Raw genomic sequence first — 22,719 nt, 5'->3', positions numbered from 1 at the left:
TAGAGGCCAACCCTCGGCCAACGCAACCATTGCCTTGCCAGATACATCCGGTGACACTTGCCCGCCCAACCCTGCCAAGGACGCCACCGTGAGACCCGTCGATATTCTGCGCATGTTCATACTGGCCGCTGTCTGGGGCGCCAGTTTCCTGTTCATGCGGATCATTGCCCCGGTGCTCGGGGCCTTTCCGACCGCCTTTTTCCGGGTTTCGATTGCCGCTGTCGGATTGTTGGTGATACTCACGCTGATGCGCGTCAACTGGGACTTCAAAGGCAAGTTCAAGGTCTGCCTGATGCTCGGCGTGATCAACTCCGGGTTGCCGGCGACGCTGTATTCGGTGGCGGCGCAAGTGCTGCCGGCCGGCTATTCATCGATTTTCAATGCCACCACACCACTGATGGGCGTGTTGATTGGCGGCTTGTTCTTCCACGAAAAACTGAGCCTGAGCAAACTGGCCGGGATCTTCCTCGGGTTGTTCGGCGTGGCGGTGCTGACCCGTGCCGGTCCCGTGACCTTCAACCTGGAATTGCTGATGGGGGCGGCGGCATGCCTGCTGGCCACCACCAGCTACGGCTTTGCCGGTTTCCTGACCCGCCGCTGGCTCGACCATCAAGGCGGTCTCGACCCACGGCTATCGGCCATGGGCAGCATGTTCGGCGCGACCCTGGTGATATTGCCGTTCTTCGGTTACAGCGCCATTGCCCATCCACCGGCCAGTTGGGGCGGGATGAGCGTGTGGCTGTCGTTGCTGGGCCTGGGTTTGGTGTGTACGGCGTTTGCCTACATCATGTATTTCAAGTTGATCAGCGATATCGGCCCGGTCCGCTCGATGACCGTGACCTTCATGATTCCGGCGTTCGGGGTGTTGTGGGGGGCGTTGTTTCTCGACGAGCCGCTGTCGATGGCCCATCTGTATGGCGGGGTGTTGATCGCGCTGGCGCTGTGGCTGGTGTTGAAGCCCGGGGCGATGCTGAAGGTGGCCAGTGTGACTGAGCGCTAGTTATCTGCCGACCTCCAGGCCCCCTTCGCGGGCAAGCTCCGCTCCCACAGTGTCTGAGTCGTACGCAGGATTTGTGTATAACCGAGAACATGTGGGAGCGGAGCTTGCCCGCGAAGGGGCCGGAACGGGCGCAGCAAAACCCTGCCACTGCGCCCGTTACCGCCGTTTAAGCAGCCTTGCGAAACACAAACACCAACCCGACGATAATCAGCCCCATCCCCAGCATGCTCAAGGCCGCCAGGCGGTTACCGAAGATCAGGTAATCCATCACCGCCGTCACCGCCGGCACCAGGTAGAACAGGCTGGTGACATTGACCAGGTTACCCCGGGCAATCAGCCGATACAGCAGCAAGGTCGCCAGCACCGAGACCACCAGTCCCATCCACAGCACCGGCACGATAAAGCCGCTGCCGGTTTCGAAATGGAACGGTTGGAACGGCACGAAACCCCCGCACAGCAGCAGCCCGGCCAGATACTGCACTGGCAGCGTGCCCAAAGGGTTATCGGTGATGCGCTTCTGCATGATCGAGCCCAAGGTCATGCTGGCCAGGGCCAGCAGACCGAACAACATCCCCGCCAGGGACATGCCCGCCAGGCCGATCCCCTGGTAAACCACCAGGATCAGGCCCGCCAACCCCAGCCCCAGGCCGAACATCCGGCTCCAGGAACGCCGGCGCTCCATCAGCGCCGCCGTCAGGATCGGCTGTACCCCCATGATCGTCGCCATGACGCCAGGTGTGACTTTCAGGTCCAGGGCCAGCAGATAGAAAATCTGATAGGCCCCCAGCAACACCAGGCCGGTCGCCGCCGCGTAGAGCAGCGGCTTGCCCCTACGCGGCAGCTTGAACTTGAGCAACGGCACCAACACCACCAGCCCCAACAGAGCAATGGAAAAACGGATCAACAGGAAAGCGAACGGCGAAGCATGTGCCAACCCCCATTTGGAGAAGATCGCCCCGCTACTCCAGAGCAGGACGAACAGACTCGTCGAGGCCGCCGCGGTTGCGGATTGTTTGGAAAAAGCCAACATGGATACCACCCGTGATTCAGGCAAAAGCCGATTCAGCGCAAGGCTGAACATTCAGTAGTTTTTTCAGGCGGGCACAGGGGAACAGCAAACGCTGCTGATCAGCCCGAACAGCCAACACCCGGCGGTGATACGACTGCGTACACCGGCGTGCTACTGACAGGTGGGGGGTAATGACTGATCTGCGCAGGCTGTAGGTTCCCGCACGGCACGACCACAGCGTTGAGCGCTGAATCGACTACCGCATTGAGAAAGGAAACCGGCATGGGCTGATCTTTTGCTGAGGAAGGTGAATCGGTTGAAACACCGAGCACTGACTATAACCAGCGCCCGGCAGCCATTGCAACAGATCAGCCGAACAACCAATAACCGAGGGCGGCGAAGACCACCACTGCCAGCACTGGGCGCATGGCACGATAAGCCTTCGGATTGGCGCGTTTGAAGCGTTTGACCGCGCCACTGATGCCGTCGCTGAAGCGTTTGCTCCAGGCATAGGCCTGGTTGATTCCGCCGACCCGCTCGTCATCGAGATTCTGCGGGGCCGTGGCGCGGCCGAGGAAGGCGCTGACCCGGCGGTTGACCGCAGTCATCAAGCGGCTGCTCAGTGGACGTTCGACATCACAGAACAGAATAACCCGGGTCTGTTCGGTTTCATTCTTGACCCAGTGCACATAGGTCTCGTCGAACATCACGTCTTCACCGTCGCGCCAGGCATAGACCTGGCCGTCGACGAAAATCCGGCAATCGTCGGAGTTCGGCGTGGACAAACCCAGGTGATAACGCAGGGAACCGGCAAACGGGTCACGGTGCGGGTTGAGGTGACTGCCGCCGGGCAACAGGGCGAACATCGCGCCCTTGACGTTGGGGATCGAGTTCACCAGTGCCACGGTTTTCGGGCAGAGCAACTCGGCCGACGGCAGGGCCTTGTCGTACCACTTGAGGTAGAAACGCTTCCAGCCCTTCTTGAAGAACGAGCCGAAGCCGGCGTCGTTGTTCTTCTCGGCGGCGCGGATATAACCTTCATCGAACAGATGCATGGCTTCTTCGCGGATCACCTGCCAATTGTCCTTGAGCACATCCAGCTCGGGAAATTTGCTGCGGTCCAGGTAAGGCTTGGACGGTACGCTGGAAAACAGGTACATCAAGGCGTTGTAGGGTGCGAACGCGGCGGAATGGTTGACGAACTGGCGCAATAGGGGCAAACGCGCCTTGCCACGCAGATGCACGTAAAGTGTACTGCCCAGGAACAGCAGCAGGACTGCGGCCTTGGCGGCAAAGGAAAAGGTCATGCAACACTCCTCGAAAATGGGCAACGCGCAGGCAGTCTGTATCGCTCGACCCCCCTGACGTGGCAGCCGGGCATGATAAACATTACCGGCGCCGGGAAAAACCCATGGCGTCACAGATTCAGCGTTGCCGATGCGGCAATAAAACCCTTATTTAACCGCAAACGGCTGAACGGTAGCTGATCCAGGTCAGTGGATCTTGAGCGCTATGGGAACAACCGGTCGATGTTCGATTGCTCGCGACGATCATTAACAACGCGCTCGATCTGAAAAACCGCGTCGCCTGCATCGCGAGCAAGCCTGCTCCTACAAAAGCTCCTGCTCAGTGAACAGATCGCTGAACAACATGCTCGACAGGTAGCGTTCACCGGAGTCCGGCAGCACCACGACGATGGTCTTGCCCTGCATTTCCGGCGTCTGCGCCAGCCGCACCGCAACGGCCATGGCCGCGCCGCAGGAAATCCCACAGAGAATCCCCTCTTCCCGCATCAGCCGCAGGGCCATGGCCTTGGATTCTTCGTCGGTCACCAGTTCGACCCGGTCGACCATTGCCAGATCGAGGTTTTTCGGCACAAAACCGGCACCGATGCCCTGGATCTTGTGCGAGCTGGGCTTGACCTCGGCCCCGGCCAGGGTCTGGCTGATCACCGGCGAACTGGCCGGCTCCACCGCCACCGAAAGGATCGGCTTGTGCCGGGTCAGCTTGATATAACGCGAAACCCCGGTAAGGGTCCCTCCGGTGCCGACGCCGGCCACCAGCACATCCACCGCGCCATCGGTATCGTTCCAGATTTCCGGCCCGGTGGTCTTTTCATGAATGGCCGGATTGGCCGGGTTGTCGAACTGCGCCGGCATGAAGAAGTGCGACGGATCGCCGGCCACAATCTCCGTAGCCTTTTCGATCGCGCCTTTCATACCCTTCGCCGGCTCGGTCAACACCAGCTCGGCGCCCAATGCCTTGAGCACCTTGCGCCGCTCCAGGCTCATGGACGACGGCATGGTCAGCAGCAGCTTGTAGCCCCGGGCGGCGGCGACGAAGGCCAGGCCGATGCCGGTGTTGCCGGAAGTCGGTTCGACAATGGTCATGCCCGGCTTGAGTTTGCCGCTGCTTTCGGCGTCCCAGATCATGTTGGCGCCGATCCGGCATTTCACCGAGTACCCCGGGTTACGCCCTTCGATCTTGGCCAGAATCGTTACGCCACGGGGCGCGATACGGTTGATCTGGACCAGCGGCGTGTTACCGATGGAGTGCGCGTTGTCTGCAAAAATACGGCTCATGACGGGGTCCTTTCATGCAGCATTGACGGGGACCTTCAAGGTTATGCCTCAGGGTTGCGGGCGTCCAGTCATGACAATGGGCGGCCGCGGGTCCGCGACGGACCGAGTCAGTATCTGACGCCCCATTCAGAGACTGAATAAGCCGTCTGCGTTCACACTCGACCGGGCGCCGCGTTATAGTCAGGGATGATTTCCCCCCGCCCGCCCTCAAACCGGCCGGCGTTATCGTCCGAGGAATTGCAGATGAAGTTCGAAGGCACCCAGGCCTACGTTGCCACCGATGACCTGAAGCTGGCCGTGAATGCCGCCATCACCCTGGAGCGGCCGCTGCTGGTCAAGGGCGAACCCGGCACCGGCAAGACCATGCTGGCCGAGCAACTGGCCGAATCCTTTGGCGCCAAGCTGATCACCTGGCACATCAAGTCCACCACCAAGGCCCACCAGGGCCTGTACGAGTACGACGCGGTCAGCCGCCTGCGCGACTCGCAACTGGGCAACGAGAAGGTCCACGATGTTCGCAACTACCTGAAAAAGGGCAAGCTCTGGGAAGCCTTCGAATCCGAGGAACGGGTGATCCTGCTGATCGACGAAATCGACAAGGCCGACATCGAGTTCCCCAACGACCTGTTGCAAGAACTCGACAAGATGGAGTTCTACGTCTATGAGATCGATGAAACCATCAAGGCGAAGAAACGTCCGATCATCATCATCACCTCCAACAACGAGAAAGAGCTGCCGGACGCCTTCCTGCGCCGCTGCTTCTTCCACTACATCGCCTTCCCGGACCGCGTCACCCTGCAGAAGATCGTCGACGTACATTACCCGAACATCAAGAAGGACCTGGTCAGCGAAGCCCTGGATGTGTTCTTCGACGTGCGCAAGGTCCCGGGCCTGAAGAAAAAGCCTTCGACCTCGGAACTGGTGGACTGGCTGAAACTGCTGATGGCCGACAATATCGGCGAAGCGGTACTGCGCGAGCGCGATCCGACCAAGGCCATCCCGCCCCTGGCCGGTGCCCTGGTGAAGAACGAACAGGACGTGCAACTGCTCGAACGCCTGGCATTCATGAGCCGTCGCGGCAGCCGTTAAGTTCGCTTTTTTCAACAAAAGCGGGGGCGATTGCCATGCTGCTCAACCTGTTCAATGAAATGCGCGCCGCCAAGGTTCCGGTGTCGGTGCGCGAACTGCTCGATCTGATCGACGCGCTGAAACAGCGTGTGATCTTCGCCGACATGGACGAATTCTACTACCTCGCCCGGGCGATCCTGGTGAAGGACGAGCGGCATTTCGACAAATTCGACCGGGCTTTCGGCGCCTACTTCAATGGCCTGGAAAAACTCGACGATCATCTACAGGCCCTGATTCCCGAAGACTGGTTGCGCAAGGAGTTCGAACGCTCACTGAGCGCCGAGGAACGCGCGCAGATCCAGTCCCTTGGCGGCCTGGACAAACTGATCGAGGAATTCAAGAAACGCCTGGAAGAACAGAAGGAACGTCACGCCGGCGGCAACAAATGGATCGGCACCGGCGGCACCAGCCCGTTCGGCTCGGGCGGCTTCAACCCTGAAGGCATTCGCGTCGGCGACGCCGGCCAGCGCCAGGGCAAGGCGGTCAAGGTCTGGGACCAGCGCGAGTACAAGAACCTCGACGATCAGGTCGAACTGGGTACGCGCAATATCAAGATTGCCTTGCGCCGCCTGCGCAAGTTCGCGCGCCAGGGTGCGGCGCAAGAGCTGGATATCGACGGCACCATCGACCACACCGCCCGCGATGCCGGCCTGTTGAATATCCAGATGCGCCCGGAGCGGCGCAACACCATCAAGTTGCTGCTGCTGTTCGACATCGGCGGCTCGATGGACGCCCATGTGAAGATCTGCGAGGAGCTGTTCTCGGCCTGCAAAACCGAGTTCAAGCACCTGGAGTACTTCTATTTCCACAACTTCATCTATGAATCGGTGTGGAAGAACAACCTGCGCCGGGGCTCGGAAAGTACATCGACCCAGGACCTGTTGCACAAGTACGGGGCCGACTACAAAGTGATTTTCGTCGGCGATGCGGCCATGGCGCCGTATGAAATCACCCAGTCCGGCGGCAGTGTCGAGCATTGGAACGAAGAAGCCGGTTATGTGTGGATGCAGCGCTTCATGGCCAAGTACAAGAAGCTGATCTGGATCAACCCGTATCCGAAGGACACCTGGAACTACACCGCGTCGACCGGCATCGTCCGCGATCTGGTGGAGGACCAGATGTATCCGCTGACTTTGCGTGGGTTGGAAGAAGGGATGCGGTTTTTGTCCAAGTAAACCGGGTCCTGTGGCAAGGGGATCCCGTGGCGAGCGGGCTTGCCCGCGTTCGGCTGCGCAGCAGCCGTAAAACCCTAATCCCGGTTATTTCTGATACACCGCGATTGCAGGTTTTGGGGGTGCTTCGCACCCCAGCGCGGGCAAGCCCGCTCGCCACAATGAGATCGCTGTCAGGCGAACCGGCGCATGAACTCGACCTGCTGCCGATGCGCCGCCTCCTGCGCTACCGGCGCCAGCCTGACCCGGGCCCCCGGCAGACATTGCGCCAGGCGCGCCAGCGACAAGGGCGTCAGCGCGCCCAACCGTGGATAACCACCAATGGTCTGCCGGTCGTTGAGCAAGACGATCGGCTGTCCATCCGGCGGCACCTGGATCGCCCCCAGGGGAATGCCCTCGGAGATCATCGGCTCGCCCTGATACTTCAACTCCGGCCCCAACAACCGGATCCCCATGCGATCGGCACGACTGTCCAGGGTCCAGACACTGTTGAACGCATCGAACAGGCTTTGCCCGCTGAACTCGCCGATCTGCGCCCCGAGCACCACCTGCAACGGTGCACTGGAACTGAAATCCGGTACCTGCGCGCCTGACAACCCCCTGGGCGTCGACGCCGCCCCGCGATATTCCAGGCGCCCGCCCTTGGCCAACGGCCGTCCCATGCCATCGAGCCCACCGAGTTCCTCACGGACCACACAGGCAGCACTGCCCAGGACCTTGGGCGCAATAAAACCGCCCGGCGCCGCCAGATAAGCCCGCGCCCCCGACAGCGGCTGCGTCAATTGCAGGCGCTGGCCTTTCCTCAAGACAAAACTGCACCAGGGCGCCAGCGCCTGGCCATCCACCCGCGCGCCGAGATCGGCACCGGCCAGGGCCAGACAACAATCCTCCTCAGCCAGCAGCGTCAGCCCACCGAGGGTCACTTCGACCACCGCGGCATCCGGCGCATTGCCCAGCAGATGGTTGGCCCAGAACATCGATACCCAATCCAGCGCCCCGCCCTGGGTCACGCCCAGATGACGCACGCCAAACCGCCCCGCATCCTGCAGCAGGCACAGAGGCGTACTCGCCTCGATCGACAGATAGCTCATGCCAAGCCCTCCAGTGGCGTGTCATCACCGCCCAACGTAATGAATTCAGCATGATCGATCGCGGCAAAACGCACCGTATCGCCCGGCTGCATCAGGCTATAACCGTCGCGCTCACGGTCGAACAGCTTGCTCGGGGTACGACCGATCAGGTTCCAGCCCCCCGGGGAGACCACCGGATAAGCCGCGGTCTGGCGCTCGGCAATGCCCACGCTCCCCGCCGCCACCCGCTTGCGCGGCGTACTGATACGCGGTGCGGCCAGCCGTTCGTCGACCAATCCCATAAAGGCAAACCCCGGGGCGAAACCCAGGGCGAACACCTGGTACTCACGTTCGCTGTGGCAGCGAATCACCTCGCTGACCGACCAGCCGCTGCGCTCGGCCAACAAGCCCAGCTCCGGGCCGACACTCGGGTCGTACCACACCGGCAACACATGGCATTGGCCGCCAGCCCCGGTGCTCGGGGCCAGATCGGTCAAGGCTTGGGCAATCAGCTCCCGGGCCTGGGACGGGCTCAACGCCAGCAGGTCGTAATGCACCATCAAGGTGGTATAGGACGGCACCAGGTCGATCAGGTGCTGGGCGAATCCGGCGCGCAAACGTTCGCCGGCGGCAAGCATCCACGGCATGTTTTCTTCGGCGATCACCTCGAACAAGCGCACCATCAGACAGTCGATCCCGACCACTTCGATCCGTGGCTTCATACGGCGGACTGCCGATCCAGGGCCTCGCGGATACGCTGCACCGCAGCCACCGAACTGGCGTTGTCGCCGTGCACGCACAAGGTATTGGCCTGCAAACGCAGCGCGCTGCCATCGCTGGCGATGAGGTTGTCACCGCGAGCGATGGTCAGTGCCTGTTCGACGATCAGCGCAGGCTCGTGATGCACGGCACCGGGCAACTGCCGCGATACCAGGCGCCCGGCGCTGTCGTAGGCGCGATCGGCAAAAGCCTCGAACCACAGCTCGACGCCGTATTCATCGCCCAGGGCCTGGGCCGCGCTGTTGTCGCGCATCGCCAGCAGCATCAACGGCAGTTCCCGGTCATAGGCGGCAAGCGCCTGGATCACCGCACGCAGTTGCCCGGGATTGGCCATCATGTCGTTGTACATCGCGCCGTGGGGCTTGACGTAACTGACCCGGGCACCTTGCGCCCGGCAAATACCGTCCAGCGCGCCGATCTGATAATGCAGCAGGTCCTGGATTTCCTGGGGCGTGCAGGCCATGGAGCGGCGACCGAAGCCCACCAGGTCGGGATAGGCCGGATGCGCACCGATCCGCACGTCGTTGGCCAGGGCCAAGGTCACCGTCTTGCGCATGATGCTCGGATCGCCCGCGTGATAACCGCAGGCCACATTGGCGCAATCGATAAACGGCATGACCTGCGCATCCAGACCCATGGTCCAGTTGCCATAGCTTTCGCCGATATCGCAATTCAATAACAAGCGGCTCACGGTGGTTGCTCCTGTGGGCTTTTAACTTTTCTTAATGCGGGATTTTTCGCAAATACCCACAGATTACTGCGCTTCGAGTTCCTTGCCACGGGTTTCCGGCAGGCTCAAGGCCGCGAGAATCACCACGCCGTAGGACACGGCGGCAAAAGCGCCGATCCCCAGGCTCAAGGACACTTTCTGGCTGAGCAGGCCGATCAGCAGCGGAAAAAACGCCGCCAAAGCCCGCCCGATGTTGTAACAAAAGCCCTGCCCCGAACCGCGAATCCGCGTCGGAAACAGTTCGGTGAGAAACGCGCCCATGCCGCTGAATATCCCCGAGGCGAAAAAGCCCAGGGGCAAGCCCAGCCAGAGCATGACCTCGTTGCTGACCTGCAACTGGGTGTACAACAGCACGATGATGAAGGAGCCGACGGCGAACAGAATGAAGTTCTTCTTGCGCCCCAGCCGATCGGTCAGGTACGCGCTGATCACATAACCGATGTAGGAACCGGCGATCACCATGGCCAGGTAACCGCCCGTGCCGAGTACGCTCAAGCCGCGCTCGGTCTTCAGATAGGTCGGCAACCAGGCGGTAATGGCGTAGTAACCACCCAGTGCACCGGTGGTCAACAAAGAGGCCCGCAGGGTGGTGCTGAGCATGCCCGGGGCAAAAATCTCGTAGAAGTGCGTCGGGGTGCTCGGGGCTTCCTGGATCTTGGCCTGGCGATAGACCTCCGGGTCCTTGACCAGGCGACGAACGAATATCACAAAGATCGCCGGCACGATGCCCAACACGAACAGGGCGCGCCATGCGTCTTCGGCCGGCAGCAGCGAAAACAGCAATGCATAGAGGATCGCGGTCAGCCCCCAACCCAGGGCCCAGCCCGATTGCACCATGCCGACCGCCTTGCCGCGGTCCTTGGCGCGGATCACCTCGCCCATCAACACCGCGCCGGCGGTCCACTCGCCACCAAAACCGAAGCCCATCAGGGTACGGGCCACGAGCAACTGGTGGTAGTTCTGGGCAAAGCCGCAGAGAAAGGTGAACACGGCGAACCAGAGCACCGTCAGTTGCAGGGTGCGCACCCGGCCGATACGGTCGGAAAGAATCCCGGCGATCCAGCCGCCAAGGGCCGACGCCACCAGGGTGCTGGTGGAAATCAGCCCGGCCTGACCGGTGGTCAGGCCCCAGAGGGCGATCAGCGTCGGGATGACGAAACTGAGCATCTGGGTATCCATGCCATCCAGGCCGTAACCGATCTTGCAACTCCAGAACGTGCGACGCTCCTGCTGATTGAGATTGCGATACCAGGTGAACGGACCGGGTGGGCCCTCGGCTTGAGTAACTTCCAGCGAGCCGGGCGTAGTCATGGGGGAAATTCTCCGCGTAAAACTTATTGGTATTGTTCTGGCGACCGCTCGGGCTTATCGTGCCTCACCGGTCGAGGGCCATTTTTCGTTGGCCGTGCCCTCTGCGTCCAACTAATAAAAGTCCTGCCCAGGCATAAGAAAAAGTTGATTGCATGAACCTCAAATTTCTCGAAACCTTCGTCTGGGTTGCGCGGCTCAAGAGCTTTCGCCTGACGGCGGACAAGCTCTTCACCACCCAGGCATCCATTTCCAGCCGTATCGCGGTGCTGGAAGGCGAGCTCGGGGTGAAGTTGTTCCTGCGCGACTCCCGTGGTGTGAGCCTGACGCCCGAAGGGCTCAAGGTGCTCGACTATGCCGAGCAGATGATGGATACCATGCAGGCCCTCAAGCATGCCATCGAGATCAGTTCGACCAAGGTCGGACGCCTGCGCATCGGGGTGATGGACACGGTCATCCACACCTGGCTCAGCCCGTTGGTGGCCCAGATGTCAGACCGCTTCCCGTTGGTGGAAATCGAACTGGTGGCGGATACCGCGCTGAACCTCTGCGATCAACTGCAAAAGGGCTTTCTCGACCTGGTGCTGCAAACCGACCTGCTGCGCCAGGAATCGATTCGCAGCCTGAAACTGATCAGCCACCCGATGGGCTGGGTGGTGGCCAGCAACTCGATCTATAACCGTGAATACGCGAGCCTGGCCGAAATCGCCCGGGAGCGCATCGTGACTTTCTCGAAAAACTCGCGGCCGCACCAGGAAATTCTTGGCCTGATGCAGGTCCATGGCGTACCGGCGCCGCGGCTGAACTGTGTGAACTCGGTATCGGCGATTACCCGCTTACTGCGCGACGGCTTCGGTATCGGCGCCCTGCCGTCGGTGCTGGTGCGGGAGGAACTGATGCGCGGCGAGTTGACCTTGCTGGCCCTCGACGTACGCCCGCCGAACCTGGAAGTGGTGGTGTCCTGGCGGGTCGGCGTGGAGCTGGTGGAGGAAATTGTCGCGCTGTGCCAGGAGGTCTTGCACAGCTACGCGGACAAACTGGGCGAGCAGTATGTGATCCTGAGCAAGCCCCCTCTCCCCGGTCAGTAACGCAGAACTTTTGTGGGAGCCGACTTGTCGGCGATCAGCCCAGCGAGCCTTGCATTGATCTTGCGGAGGCCATCGTCGGCAAGCCAGCGCCTACAGTAACGAGTATTCCGCGGAATTTATTCTTACCAGCCGCGCTCGCGCCGCGCCAGGCGTTCGCGCTGGCGCTTGCCGCCCAGCACTACCCAGTCCACCAGGCGGAAGAAGCCTTCGATCACGAACGAGAACAGCAGCGCCGCGCCCATCGCCCAGCCAATCGCCTCGGGCGACAGCAAGACCTGGTAGGTGTAGCCCTGCAAGGTTTCCTGGCGAATCGCCGGATCGGCCGCATAGGCCACCTGCAATGCCCGTTTGTACCAGGGCCCCTGCATTGCCTGGAACTGGTCATCGAGCAGACGCTGACGGTTGAGCAAGGTGCCGAGGCTGTCGGCATCGCTGCGGAACACCGGGTCGTCACTGGCGCGGTAGTGAGCCACCAGCGCTTGCAGGTCGCCGTTGAAGAACTGCTCGGCGGTCTTCTGGAAACCCTGGAGGCTGGTCTGCGCTTCAATCAGGTGCGCCTCGACCCGCTTGGCGTAGTCATTGATGAAGCCCGGCACCTGGACACCGATCAACAGGCCCAGGGTAAACAGAATCAGCCGCAGGTAACTCAACCACATAACGGACTTCCTTATTCGGTCTGGCCCTGGCTGACGCATTCGCCGCGCCGCCACAGGCTCCATTGGCCCGGTTCGTAGCGGGTCCAGGTTTCGTTTTCGGTCAAAGGCTCGGTGGCGATCACCGTCACCACATCATTAGGTGTGGTTTCGGCCTGGAAGTCGACGATCACGTCGACATCCTTCAAGCGTGCCGGACCGAACGGCGCGCGCCGGGTGATCTGCGCCAACTTGGTCGAGCAATAGCAGAACAGCCAGTCACCGTCACTGAGCAGGCAATTGAACACACCTTTGGAGCGGTACTCGGCGCAGGCCTGGACCAGCGACGGCAGCAGCACTTCGATGTCCACCGGCTCCGGAAAAGCCTGGCGCACGCGGTTGAGCAGGTCGCAGAACGCCGCTTCGCTGTCGGTATCACCCACGGGGCGATAAAAGCGGGTCGGCGGCCGGAAGTCCGCCAACTGGCCGTTATGGGCGAAACACCAGTTGCGCCCCCACAGTTCGCGGACAAAGGGATGGGTATTGGACAGGCAGACCTGGCCGACATTGGCCTGGCGGATATGCCCGATCACCACTTCGCTCTTGATCGGGTAACGTTGCACCAGTTGTGCGACCTCGGACTCGCAGCTCGCCGCCGGGTCCTGGAACAGGCGCAAGCCACGGCCTTCATAGAAGGCGATGCCCCAGCCGTCACGATGGGGGCCGGTACGCCCCCCACGCTGCATCAGACCGGTAAAGCTGAAAACGATATCGGTCGGTACATTGGCGCTCATGCCCAACAATTCACACATGCTCGGACTCTCGCTTCAATGCGGGAACGCGCTTACAGACGCGGTTCGACCCGCGAACGACCATTGCCACCGGTCGGTGGCTGACGGCCGTAACGTTCGTTGCGATCGGCCGCGGCGAAGGGTTGATCATCCTCCTCGGGCTCGGCCTCCGCTGCCGTACCCGCCGCGACGGGCTGCGGGCGACGGGCCTTGATCGAGCGCTCGATGGGCCAGCGGATCAGCGCGAAAAGCAGATAGGCACCCACGGCGAACATCAGGTACATGAACAGATCGGAAACCGCGCGCCAGGCGTTGTTACCGACCTTGAACATCAGGTCCAGGGCCGTAATGGCCACCGCCGGGGCGAATTTTTCCTTCACCGGGTCGATAATGGTCGGGCTGAACAGCAGCACGGCCATCACCACGCGCAGCGGCTCGCGCAGCCAGCGCCAGATCCAGCGGGTCAGGCGAAACCACACCAACAAGCAGCCCAAGGCGGCAAAGGCGTAGCAGCCCCAGGCGATCAGATAGTCGTTCTCGGTCATGGTGTCCATGGCAAGGCTGGCAAAGAGACGCTTATGATAACGGCTTTTCGCCGGTCCGGCTGCCCCGCCGTCAGCGATCTGCCCACAGAGAGTTGCTCATGTCCCTCGATAGCAGCGTCAACAGCGCCCCGATTGCCCGCCGCGACGCGGGTGCGGACCCTTACGCCTGGTTGCAGGAACGCGACAGCGATGCCGTGCTCGACTATCTCAAGGCCGAAAACAGCTACCAGCAGGCGCAACTGGCCGATCAAGCCGAACTGCGCGAAAGCCTGTTCGAGGAAATCAAGGCGCGGATCCTCGAAACCGACCTGTCCCTGCCCTCGCCCTGGGGACCGTTCCTTTACTACACCCGCACCACCGCCGGCGACGAATACCCTCGGCACTATCGCTGCCCGCGTCCGACCGATGACAGCCTGACGGTGGATGAAGGCGCCGAAGCCCTGCTGCTCGACCCCAACGTGCTGGCGGCGGGCGGCTTCTTCTCCCTCGGCGCCTTCAGCGTCAGCCCGGATCACCAACGCCTGGCCTACAGCCTCGACACCAGCGGCGAAGAGGTCTATCGCCTGTACGTCAAGGAGCTCGACAGCGGCGCGGTCAGCGAGCTGCCGTTCGAGGGTTGCGATGGCAGCATGACCTGGGCCAACGACAGCCAGACGCTGTTTTTCGCCGAACTGGACGACACCCATCGTCCCCACAAGCTGTACCGTCATCGCCTCGGCGACAACACGGCCGTGGAAGTCCTGCACGAAGCCGACGGGCGCTTCTTCCTGCATTGCTACCGCAGCAGCTCCGAGCGCCAACTGCTGGTGCTGCTCAACAGCAAGACCACCAGCGAAGCCTGGGCCCTGGACGCCGATACCCCGACCCAGGCCTTTACTTGCCTGGCACCCCGGGTCGAAGGCCACGAGTACTTCGTCGACCACGGCCGGTACGAAGAACAATGGAGCTGGTTTATCCGCAGCAACCAGGTCGGTATCAACTTCGCCCTGTATCACGCCGTGGACCACGGTGTACCGGGCCGTGACGACTGGCAATTGCTGGTGCCCCACGATGAGCAGGTGATGCTCGAAGGCGTGACCCTGAACGCCTCGGCCCTGTGCCTGAGCCTGCGCGAAGGCGGCTTGCCTATCATTGAAGTGCGGCCCCTGGGCCTGCCGGGCTATCGCGTGCAACTGCCGGATGCCGCCTACAGCCTCTATGTGCAGGACAGCCTGGAGTTCACCAGCCAGACCATCCGCCTGCGCTACGAAGCGCTGAATCGTCCGGCCCAGATCCGCCAACTGACCCTGGCCAACGGCGCGCAGAGTGTACTCAAACAGACTCCGGTGCTGGGCGCTTTCGACCCCGATGCCTATGTCAGCCAGCGCCTCTGGGCCACGGCCGCGGACGGCACCCGGGTGCCCATCAGCCTGGTGGTCAAGCGCGAACTGCAAGGCCAGGCCACCCCGCTCTACCTCTACGGCTACGGCGCCTACGGCGAAAGCCTCGACCCGTGGTTCTCCCACGCCCGCCTGAGCCTGCTGGAGCGCGGCATGGCCTTCGCCATCGCCCATGTGCGCGGCGGCGGCGAACTGGGCGAAGCCTGGTATCGCGCCGGCAAACAGGCGCACAAGCAAAACACTTTCGACGATTTCATCGCCTGCGCCGAGCACCTGATCGCCGAAGGCCTGACTACCTCGACACAACTGGCGATCAGCGGCGGCAGTGCCGGCGGCCTGTTGATCGGGGCCGTGCTTAACCAGCGCCCGGAACTGTTCCAGGCCGCCATCGCCGAAGTGCCGTTCGTCGACGTACTGAACACCATGCTCGACCCGGACCTGCCGCTGACCGTCACCGAATACGACGAATGGGGCAATCCCGAGGAGCCCGAGGTGTACGCGCGGATCAAGGCCTACGCGCCGTATGAAAACGTCCGCGCCCAGGCCTATCCGGCCGCCCTGGTGATCGCCGGCTACAACGACAGTCGCGTGCAATACTGGGAAGCGGCCAAATGGGTGGCGAAACTGCGCGCCACGAAAACCGACGAGCATCTACTCTTGCTCAAGACCGAACTGGACGCCGGCCATGGTGGCATGAGCGGTCGTTATCAGGGATTACGTGACGTAGCCCTCGAATACGCCTTCGTGTTCAAGGTTCTCGGCCTGGTCTGAGGAACTCTGCCCGGCGCCCTTGTCTTAACTCTGGGCCGCCGGGCTTCAATGCCCGCACAGAACAACAGGCAACAAGAAAAGACCGTGAGCCATGTCAGAACCGACCTTACTGAATAACGAAATCCGCGACATGCTGATGGACTGCGGTTTGTTCGCCAGCTTGCTGCCGGCGGATTTTCTCGCCGCTGCCGGCTATTTCAGCATCAGCAGCGTCACCAGGGGCGAAGCCATCTTCAACGAGGGGGATGCCGGGACCTTCATGTGCATCATTCATCACGGCAGCGTGAACGTGCAGAAGAGCAACGCCGAAGGTCAACCGGTGGTGATCGCCACCCTGCGTGCCGGCCGCGCCTTCGGCGAGATGGCGGTGCTCGATGGCGAGCGGCGCTCGGCCAGTTGCGTGGCCGCCAGCGATTGCCAATTGCTCAATCTGGGCAAGGATTCCCTGGAAAAGATGCTCAACGATGCGCCGAAGATCGCCGCCAAGATCATCCGCGCCATCGCCATTGCGCTGTCCAAGCGACTGCGCATGGCGGACGGCCAACTGCTCTCGCAACAGATCTAGCTGGAGGTTTCCTTCGCTTTATCGGCTTTATCGGCTTTATCGGCTTTATCGGCTTTATCGGCTTTATCGGCTTTATCGGCTTTATCGGCTTTGTCGGCTTTGTCGGTCTTGTCGTTCTGCTCCGGGCCCGGTTGGGTCTGGTCCTTGGGCGGCTGCGGCAACTCGATGCTGGGTAGCGGCTCGCCAGGCTTGGACGGCGTGCGTGGGGTGATCTGCGGGGACGGCGTCGGGGTCGCCGTACTCGGCGCGCCCGACTTCGGCGTGACCGGTACCGGCGAGAGATCCTCGGCCCGTACCGTGGTAATGGTGAGCGCGGTCAAGGCAATGACCGCTACAATAGCGCGTTTCATCAATGGCTCCGTTGCCAGACTTCTCTGTCTGCCATCAGGCTACTCGCAACGCGGCTATTTTGCCCCTCCCAATGAGATTTCCATGAAACGTTTTGTTCTGCTGGACACCGCTCCGATTCCCGAAAACGGCGGTGCCCTGTGCCTGTTCGAGTATGGCGAAGACTTCGTGATCAAGATCCAGGGCGGCGACGGCGGCCAATTGATGAACACCCGCATGCACGGTTCCGAAGATGCCCTGGCGGAAATCCCCTGCCGCAAGGTCGCCGGCCGGCCACAATCGCGGGTGCTGATCGGCGGCCTCGGCATGGGCTTCACCCTGGCCGCGGCTCTCAAGCATCTGGGCAAGACCGCCGAAGTCGTGGTGGCCGAACTGGTGCCGGGCGTCGTCGAATGGAACCGCGGCGCGCTGGGGGAAAAAGCCGGCCGGCCGCTGGATGACCCGCGCACGGTGATTCGCCAGGAAGACGTGGCCAAGGTCCTGCAGACCGAGCCCAATGGCTTCGATGCGATCATGCTCGATGTCGACAACGGTCCCGAAGGACTGACCCAGAGAGCCAACAGCTGGCTCTACTCGACCGGCGGCCTGAGCGCCTGTGCCAAGGCCCTGCGGCCCAAGGGCGTGCTGGCGGTGTGGTCGGCCAGTGCCGACAGCCACTTCTCCGACAAACTGCGCAAGGCCGGCTTCAAGGCCGAGGAAGTCCAGGTCTATGCGCACGGCAACAAGGGTACGCGGCACACCATCTGGATCGCCGAGAAGCTCAAGAACTGAGCTAGACTTTGCCGCATAACCGTCATTAACCCATTCGACAAGGTGACCCCATGAGTTCGGCCAACCCTCCCTCCCATACCGCCAAGCTGGATCGCATCCTGGCCGATGCGAAACGCGATAAAGAGATGGGCTATCGTGACAAGGCGCTGAAGATGTACCCGCATGTCTGCGGTCGCTGCGCCCGTGAATTTTCCGGCAAGCGCCTGAGCGAGCTCACCGTGCATCACCGCGACCACAACCATGACAACAACCCGCAGGACGGTTCCAACTGGGAACTGCTGTGCCTGTTCTGCCATGACAACGAGCACTCGCGCTACACCGACCAGCAATACTTCGGCGACGGTTCCCTGAGCAGCCCGAAGATCGCCAAGGCCACCCACAACCCGTTCGCGGCGCTGGCCGGGTTGATGAAGAAAGACGAGTAGCGGCTACACGGCTTATACCGTGAATTTCTGAACCAGCACGCTGAGATCGCCGCCCAGGCGTGACAGCTCGAGGCTCGCCGTCGCCGTGCGAGCACTCGACTGCGCCGACTCGTCGGCAATATCGCGCACGCGCGCCAGATTGCCGCTGATCTGTTCGCAAGCGCGGGTTTGCTGATCGGCGGCCGTGGCAATCTGTGAGTTCATCGACTGGATCAGCGACGCCGATTGGCGAATTTCACTGAGCACGCCACCGGCTTCACGGGCCAGGGCCACACTGGACAGACTCATGTCCTGGCTCTGGCGCATGATCGCCGTGGCCTGCTCGGTGCCGCCATGCAGGGCCGCGATCAGCCCCTCGATTTCCTCGGTGGAGCGCTGGGTGCGTTGGGCCAGTGCGCGTACTTCATCGGCCACCACCGCAAAGCCCCGCCCAGCTTCACCAGCGCGAGCCGCTTCGATGGCGGCGTTGAGGGCCAGTAGATTGGTCTGTTCCGCCACCTCGCGAATAACCCCGAAAACCCCGCCGATACGCTCACCGTCTTCACGCAGACGCTCCATCGCCAGGGCGGAGCGGTCGACGTTGAGTACCAGGGCTTCAAAGTGTTCGATGGCCTGGGTCACCACGCGGTTACCCTCGACACTGCGCCGCTCGGCCGCCTGTGCCGCCTCCGAGGCCTGCTGGGCATTACGGGCGATATGTTGGGCGCTGTCGACCATTTCGCCCATGGCGCCGGCAACTTCTTCGGTCTGCTGGCGCTGTTGCGACACACCCGCGCTGCTGTGGGCAGTGACTGTCGACAAACCTTCGGCGGCCTGGGTCAGTTGACGCGTGCCGTCGCCGATGCTGCCGATCAGTTGACGTAGATGCCCGGCCATTTCCCGCATGGCCGTCATCATCTGCCCCAGTTCGTCACGCCGATGGCTTTCCAGGTTACCGGTCAGGTCGCCCGAGGCGATCTGCCGAGCCAGGGCCAGGGTCCGTTTGAGCGGCGGGACGATCTGCCGGGTCATGGCCCAGGCCGACAGCAAACCCAGCAACAGCGCCAACCCCCCTGCCGACAACAGCTCGCCACGGGCCATCCGCACATCGTGACCACGCCCTTGCAGTTGCAGTTGATAGACCGCCGCACTCAGTTGCTGCAAGTCACCCGCCTGCGCCAGCATCGCCTGTTTCGCCTGTTGGCTCTTGAGCACGCTGTCGCGAAAGTCCACGACCCGGTCCTGGTAGGTCACCGCCGCCTGCAACGCTCCGAGCAACGGCGTCTGCAAGGCATCACCCGGCAGTTGCCCGTACAAGTCATTGCCCTGCACACGAATCCGGTCGGCCATCTGCGAAACGCGCAACTGCGTCTCGGGTTGTGGATCAGCAATATACAAGCGCACCTGATCGCGTAATTGCGCCATCAGCCATTGCAACTCGGCCACTGCCTGGGCCTGATCGATGGTGACCGCCGGATCGCTGCGCATTTGCTGGAAGAGCTGGGTGCGCAAACGCGTCAGTTGTTCGGCGATAGTCTCCATCACCGGCACCATGGCCTGTTCCGCATCTCGGGCCTGGCGCCGCGCCGCAACAAACTCGGCAAAGCTCTGTTGATAAGCCCGGGCCACATCACGGATACGCGCAAGGGTCGCCTGTGCGTCGGTTTCCAGGCTCATCTGCAATTTGTCGACACCGGCATACAACGCCCGCATCTGCCCGGCATAGGCGTCCACCGCCGCACTCTGCCCGGTGCGGTCGAATTCGTTTTCCTGCAAGCGCACGGCGGCGATCTGCGTGTCCAGCGAGACACTGTCCACCAGCGCTTCGCTACGCATCGTCAGTTGCCCGATGCTGTACCAGGCGATGCCGGTCAGCAGTGCCGTCAGCAACAACACGATGCCAAAGCCCAACGTCAACTTGCGACGTACCGAAGCGCCCATCAACCAATCGGCGACCATAACGAACGCTCCTGTCAGGCCGTCAACCGGCTGAGGCAACGCGCCAAACACCTTGAGGCGCCTTGAGATGGCTGGCATTCTAAATCGATCGCTACAAAACACAAGACCAAGATTTTTTCCAACGGTTGTAATTTAAAGCCCTATACCTGCTCAACAAGGCAAAGTGCCAGTGTGTACGTCGCCCTCTTATTCCTGTACCGAGAACGCCTTCGATGAAGCTGAACCAATTGATTCAAAATCTGCTGGGCACCCTCCAACCGGCCCAGGTTTCGCGCCCGGAACAGGAATTGCTGTCGAGCCTGTTGGTGATGGCCTGGGTGGTGGAGGCGCGGGATCCCTACACCGGCGGGCACCTGTGGCGGGTGGCGCAGTTCTGCGAGTTACTGGCACAGAAGGCCGGCTTCGCGGCGGAGGAAGTGGCGCGGATCGCCTTGGGCGGCTTTGTCCATGACCTGGGCAAGGTCGGCATTCCCGATGCGGTACTGCGCAAGGCCGGCCCCCTGAGCGACGAGGAATACGCCGTGATCAAGACCCACCCCGATATCGGTTTTCGGCTGTTGCATGCCCACCCCCTGGCCACGCTGGTGGAGGACGCCGTACGCCTGCACCACGAGATGCCGGATGGCCGGGGTTATCCGCTGGGGCTCAAGGCCGATGAGATCCCGCACCTGGCGAGCATCGTCGGTATCTGCGACGCCTTTGATGCCATGACCAGCACCCGCCCCTATCGTACGGGCATGCCGCAGGCACAGGCGCTGCAGATCATCGGCAAGAACCTGGGGAGCCAGTTCGACGCGCACTTCGGCGCATTGTTTATCCAGTTGGGGGAGTCAGGGGTCTTGAGCCCGATCATCGGCCATACCGACCAGGGCATTCCCCTGCGGCACTGCGACATGTGCGGGCCGACGGTGGTACTCAAGCGTGCGCACCATGCGGGCGATCATGTGTTCTGCGGCAATTGCGGCGCGGACTATCTGCTGTACCAGAAGTCACCGGACAGCGTGCTGGAACTGCAGGCCACCGGCACAACCGGCAGCGCGAAAGACCTCAGCCCCCAGGCCGACGTCGAACTGATCGAGCGCCTGGTGCAGCGCCAATTCGTCCCGGTTCTGCGGGAGCAAGCGGGTTCGCATCCACGTTAAGCGGATTGCGCCTCAGACAGCCGGGTTCCTGACGGCCTGGCCGACGAGGATTGTCTGGCTCGCTTGCGTCGCGGTGACACGCCGCGAATACGCACTATTGCAATAAACCGAAGACCGGACGCACCAACCCTTCCAGCAACTCCCGTTCCGGCCTTGAGCGGGCCAGCACCCGCAGTCCCATGAGCACCGCCAGGCACATACGCGCCAGATCGTCCGCCGGCAGCAACGCATTGATGCTGCCCTGGGCCTGGCCGGCGCTGATACAACGCCGGAAAAAGCCCTCCATCTCCTCCTGGACCGCGGCCAATACCGCCTTGAACTCCGGATCGTGGGGCGCCACCTCAAGGGCCGCGTTGACGATAAAACAGCCCTTGTGCTCGGGATCGCTCAGGGACAGTTCGATGATCTCATTGAAAAACGTCTGGATGGCTTCGCGCGGCGGCAGCTGCTGCTCCAGGCGTGCGGAGCGCTCGCAGAAGCCGCGCTTGATGTAATGCTCAAGGGCCAGGCCGAAGAGCGCGCGCTTGTCACCGAACGCGTTGTACAAGCTGGCCCCGGTGATGCCCATGGCCAGCGCCAGATCACGCACGGAGGTGGCCTCGTAGCCACGGGACCAGAAGCAGCGGATCGCCGCCTCCACCGCACTGGCCTCATCAAATTCTCTGGGTCGCGCCATAACTCACACATGGATTCAAATTGAAGTGGCGCAAATAGTCGTTGAAACACACGACGATTGCCATGCACCTGGGCTTGGCCTATTTTATATCAGTCGTTCCAAAACATCAGCCAGGACCTTTCGCCATGATCCGTTTCTTTTTCCACCCGACGCCCAATCCGGCCAAAGTCGCCCTGTTTCTTGAAGAAGCAGCGCTGCCCTACGAGCTGGTTCCGGTCGATACCAGCAAGGGCGAACAGCACAGCCCGCAGTTCCTGGCGATCAATCCCAATGGCAAGGTTCCGGCAATCCTCGATACCGAAGGCCCGAACGGTAGCGAAGTCCGGGTGTTCGACTCGAACGCGATCCTGCTGTACCTGAGTGAAAAGACCGGGCTGCTCGGCGGTGAGCCCGCTGACCGGGGCGAACTGTTGTCATGGCTGATGTTTATCGGCACAGGCCTGGGGCCATTTTCCGGCCAGGCAGTGCACTTCCAGTTCTCGGCCCCGGAAAGTATCCCTTACGCCATCAATCGTTATCGCCGTGAAGCGGAGCGGCACTACCGGGTACTTGACCGGCACCTGACCGGGCGCCGCTATATCGTCGGCGACAGCTATACCATTGCCGATATCTCCGCCTGGGGCTGGATCGACCGGGCTGCACGTGTGCTCAAGGGCGAAGAGTCGCCATTGGCCGCCTACCCCCACCTGTCGGCCTGGTTTCAGCGTATCGACGCCCGGCCGGCCGTGGCCCGTGCCCGTCAAGTGGGCAAGCGCCATGCCTTCAAGCAGATCAACGACGAGCAAACCCGCCGCGCCCTGTTCCCCTCGAACTATCCCGACACCACGGTCTGACGGAGATGCCGGTATAATCGCGTCTTTTACCTGGAA

General features: G+C 62.0%; 23 protein-coding genes and 1 pseudogene. 10 read left to right on the top strand and 14 right to left on the bottom strand.

Features of this window, described 5'->3' with window-relative positions; all coding sequences use genetic code 11:
• The first annotated feature begins 88 nt into the window (after positions 1-88).
• Positions 89-1,000, top strand: a complete 912-nt coding sequence (locus M5B99_RS00905) for a DMT family transporter (protein ID WP_248802203.1) — start codon at positions 89-91, stop codon at positions 998-1,000.
• Positions 1,001-1,166: 166 nt separating this feature from the next.
• Here the strand turns inward: M5B99_RS00905 and M5B99_RS00900 are convergent, their stop codons facing one another.
• The 3 genes from M5B99_RS00900 to cysK form a co-directional block, all read right to left on the bottom strand.
• On the bottom strand, positions 1,167-2,030 hold the full coding sequence (locus M5B99_RS00900; RefSeq protein WP_248802202.1) for a DMT family transporter: 864 nt from the start codon (positions 2,028-2,030) through the stop codon (positions 1,167-1,169).
• 347 nt (positions 2,031-2,377) lie between these two features.
• A complete protein-coding gene (locus M5B99_RS00895; RefSeq protein WP_248802201.1) occupies positions 2,378-3,316 on the bottom strand; it encodes an aspartyl/asparaginyl beta-hydroxylase domain-containing protein in 939 nt (312 codons plus the stop codon).
• A gap of 303 nt (positions 3,317-3,619) precedes the next feature.
• Positions 3,620-4,591, bottom strand: coding sequence for a cysteine synthase A (gene cysK / locus M5B99_RS00890; RefSeq protein WP_248802200.1), 972 nt, complete (start codon positions 4,589-4,591; stop codon positions 3,620-3,622).
• Between the two features lie 243 nt (positions 4,592-4,834).
• On the opposite strand from cysK, the gene M5B99_RS00885 reads away from it, so the two are divergent.
• The gene (locus M5B99_RS00885; protein ID WP_100938900.1) at positions 4,835-5,680 is read left to right on the top strand and encodes an AAA family ATPase; all 846 of its coding nucleotides are present in this window, start codon (positions 4,835-4,837) and stop codon (positions 5,678-5,680) included.
• Positions 5,681-5,715: 35 nt separating this feature from the next.
• Positions 5,716-6,894: a vWA domain-containing protein gene (locus M5B99_RS00880; protein ID WP_248802199.1), complete on the top strand. Its 1,179-nt coding sequence runs from the start codon at positions 5,716-5,718 to the stop codon at positions 6,892-6,894.
• Positions 6,895-7,064: 170 nt separating this feature from the next.
• Here the strand turns inward: M5B99_RS00880 and M5B99_RS00875 are convergent, their stop codons facing one another.
• The 4 genes from M5B99_RS00875 to M5B99_RS00860 form a co-directional block, all read right to left on the bottom strand.
• Positions 7,065-7,982 carry a biotin-dependent carboxyltransferase family protein gene (locus M5B99_RS00875; RefSeq protein ID WP_248800455.1) on the bottom strand — a complete coding sequence of 306 codons (918 nt, stop codon included), beginning with the start codon at positions 7,980-7,982 and terminating at the stop codon, positions 7,065-7,067.
• Positions 7,979-8,683 carry a 5-oxoprolinase subunit PxpB gene (gene pxpB, locus M5B99_RS00870; RefSeq protein WP_248802198.1) on the bottom strand — a complete coding sequence of 235 codons (705 nt, stop codon included), beginning with the start codon at positions 8,681-8,683 and terminating at the stop codon, positions 7,979-7,981. The genes M5B99_RS00875 and pxpB overlap by 4 nt, the downstream gene beginning before the upstream one ends.
• Complete coding sequence (locus M5B99_RS00865; RefSeq protein ID WP_248802197.1) at positions 8,680-9,432, bottom strand: 5-oxoprolinase subunit PxpA; 753 nt, start codon at positions 9,430-9,432, stop codon at positions 8,680-8,682. The genes pxpB and M5B99_RS00865 overlap by 4 nt, the downstream gene beginning before the upstream one ends.
• A gap of 63 nt (positions 9,433-9,495) precedes the next feature.
• A complete protein-coding gene (locus tag M5B99_RS00860; protein ID WP_248802196.1) occupies positions 9,496-10,782 on the bottom strand; it encodes an MFS transporter in 1,287 nt (428 codons plus the stop codon).
• Positions 10,783-10,934: 152 nt separating this feature from the next.
• Between M5B99_RS00860 and M5B99_RS00855 the strand changes: the two genes are divergently transcribed.
• Positions 10,935-11,867, top strand: coding sequence for a LysR family transcriptional regulator (locus tag M5B99_RS00855; protein ID WP_248802195.1), 933 nt, complete (start codon positions 10,935-10,937; stop codon positions 11,865-11,867).
• Positions 11,868-11,989: 122 nt separating this feature from the next.
• Here the strand turns inward: M5B99_RS00855 and M5B99_RS00850 are convergent, their stop codons facing one another.
• Genes M5B99_RS00850 through M5B99_RS00840 form a run of 3 tightly spaced genes read right to left on the bottom strand, consistent with a single transcriptional unit; the run spans position 11,990 to position 13,844 of the window.
• The gene (locus M5B99_RS00850; RefSeq protein WP_248802194.1) at positions 11,990-12,523 is read right to left on the bottom strand and encodes a DUF2937 family protein; all 534 of its coding nucleotides are present in this window, start codon (positions 12,521-12,523) and stop codon (positions 11,990-11,992) included.
• An 11-nt stretch (positions 12,524-12,534) separates the two neighbouring features.
• A complete protein-coding gene (locus tag M5B99_RS00845) occupies positions 12,535-13,311 on the bottom strand; it encodes a class II glutamine amidotransferase (RefSeq protein ID WP_248802193.1) in 777 nt (258 codons plus the stop codon).
• 32 nt (positions 13,312-13,343) lie between these two features.
• On the bottom strand, positions 13,344-13,844 hold the full coding sequence (locus M5B99_RS00840; RefSeq protein WP_248802192.1) for an MFS transporter: 501 nt from the start codon (positions 13,842-13,844) through the stop codon (positions 13,344-13,346).
• An 89-nt stretch (positions 13,845-13,933) separates the two neighbouring features.
• Between M5B99_RS00840 and M5B99_RS00835 the strand changes: the two genes are divergently transcribed.
• Complete coding sequence (locus M5B99_RS00835) at positions 13,934-15,985, top strand: S9 family peptidase (RefSeq protein ID WP_248802191.1); 2,052 nt, start codon at positions 13,934-13,936, stop codon at positions 15,983-15,985.
• A gap of 91 nt (positions 15,986-16,076) precedes the next feature.
• Complete coding sequence (locus tag M5B99_RS00830; protein ID WP_248802190.1) at positions 16,077-16,550, top strand: cyclic nucleotide-binding domain-containing protein; 474 nt, start codon at positions 16,077-16,079, stop codon at positions 16,548-16,550.
• Here the strand turns inward: M5B99_RS00830 and M5B99_RS00825 are convergent.
• Positions 16,547-16,900 carry a hypothetical protein gene (locus M5B99_RS00825; RefSeq protein WP_412548682.1) on the bottom strand — a complete coding sequence of 118 codons (354 nt, stop codon included), beginning with the start codon at positions 16,898-16,900 and terminating at the stop codon, positions 16,547-16,549. The genes M5B99_RS00830 and M5B99_RS00825 overlap by 4 nt on opposite strands.
• An 82-nt stretch (positions 16,901-16,982) precedes the next feature.
• Between M5B99_RS00825 and M5B99_RS00820 the strand changes: the two genes are divergently transcribed.
• Both M5B99_RS00820 and M5B99_RS00815 read left to right on the top strand, forming a co-directional pair.
• On the top strand, positions 16,983-17,669 hold the full coding sequence (locus tag M5B99_RS00820; protein WP_248802189.1) for a spermidine synthase: 687 nt from the start codon (positions 16,983-16,985) through the stop codon (positions 17,667-17,669).
• Between the two features lie 50 nt (positions 17,670-17,719).
• Complete coding sequence (locus M5B99_RS00815) at positions 17,720-18,094, top strand: YajD family HNH nuclease (RefSeq protein ID WP_103498682.1); 375 nt, start codon at positions 17,720-17,722, stop codon at positions 18,092-18,094.
• A 12-nt stretch (positions 18,095-18,106) separates the two neighbouring features.
• On the opposite strand, the gene M5B99_RS30105 is transcribed toward M5B99_RS00815, so the two are convergent.
• Positions 18,107-18,820, bottom strand: coding sequence for a methyl-accepting chemotaxis protein (locus M5B99_RS30105; RefSeq protein ID WP_412548684.1), 714 nt, complete (start codon positions 18,818-18,820; stop codon positions 18,107-18,109).
• A gap of 141 nt (positions 18,821-18,961) precedes the next feature.
• A pseudogene (locus M5B99_RS30100) lies at positions 18,962-20,014 on the bottom strand (methyl-accepting chemotaxis protein); the annotation flags it as partial.
• Between the two features lie 230 nt (positions 20,015-20,244).
• Here M5B99_RS30100 and M5B99_RS00805 point away from each other — a divergent pair.
• Entirely contained in the window at positions 20,245-21,174 is a 930-nt protein-coding gene (locus M5B99_RS00805; RefSeq protein WP_248802187.1) for an HD-GYP domain-containing protein, read from the top strand.
• A gap of 94 nt (positions 21,175-21,268) precedes the next feature.
• On the opposite strand, the gene M5B99_RS00800 is transcribed toward M5B99_RS00805, so the two are convergent.
• Complete coding sequence (locus M5B99_RS00800; protein ID WP_248802186.1) at positions 21,269-21,850, bottom strand: TetR/AcrR family transcriptional regulator; 582 nt, start codon at positions 21,848-21,850, stop codon at positions 21,269-21,271.
• A gap of 125 nt (positions 21,851-21,975) precedes the next feature.
• On the opposite strand from M5B99_RS00800, the gene M5B99_RS00795 reads away from it, so the two are divergent.
• The gene (locus tag M5B99_RS00795) at positions 21,976-22,683 is read left to right on the top strand and encodes a glutathione S-transferase family protein (protein ID WP_248802185.1); all 708 of its coding nucleotides are present in this window, start codon (positions 21,976-21,978) and stop codon (positions 22,681-22,683) included.
• Positions 22,684-22,719: the final 36 nt, after the last annotated feature.

Origin of the sequence: Pseudomonas sp. MWU13-2100 (assembly GCF_023242365.1) — a bacterium.
Classification (GTDB): Bacteria; Pseudomonadota; Gammaproteobacteria; order Pseudomonadales; family Pseudomonadaceae; genus Aquipseudomonas.
Note: the sequence above shows the minus strand (reverse complement) of the source record. Positions and strands in the feature narration are given on the sequence as shown.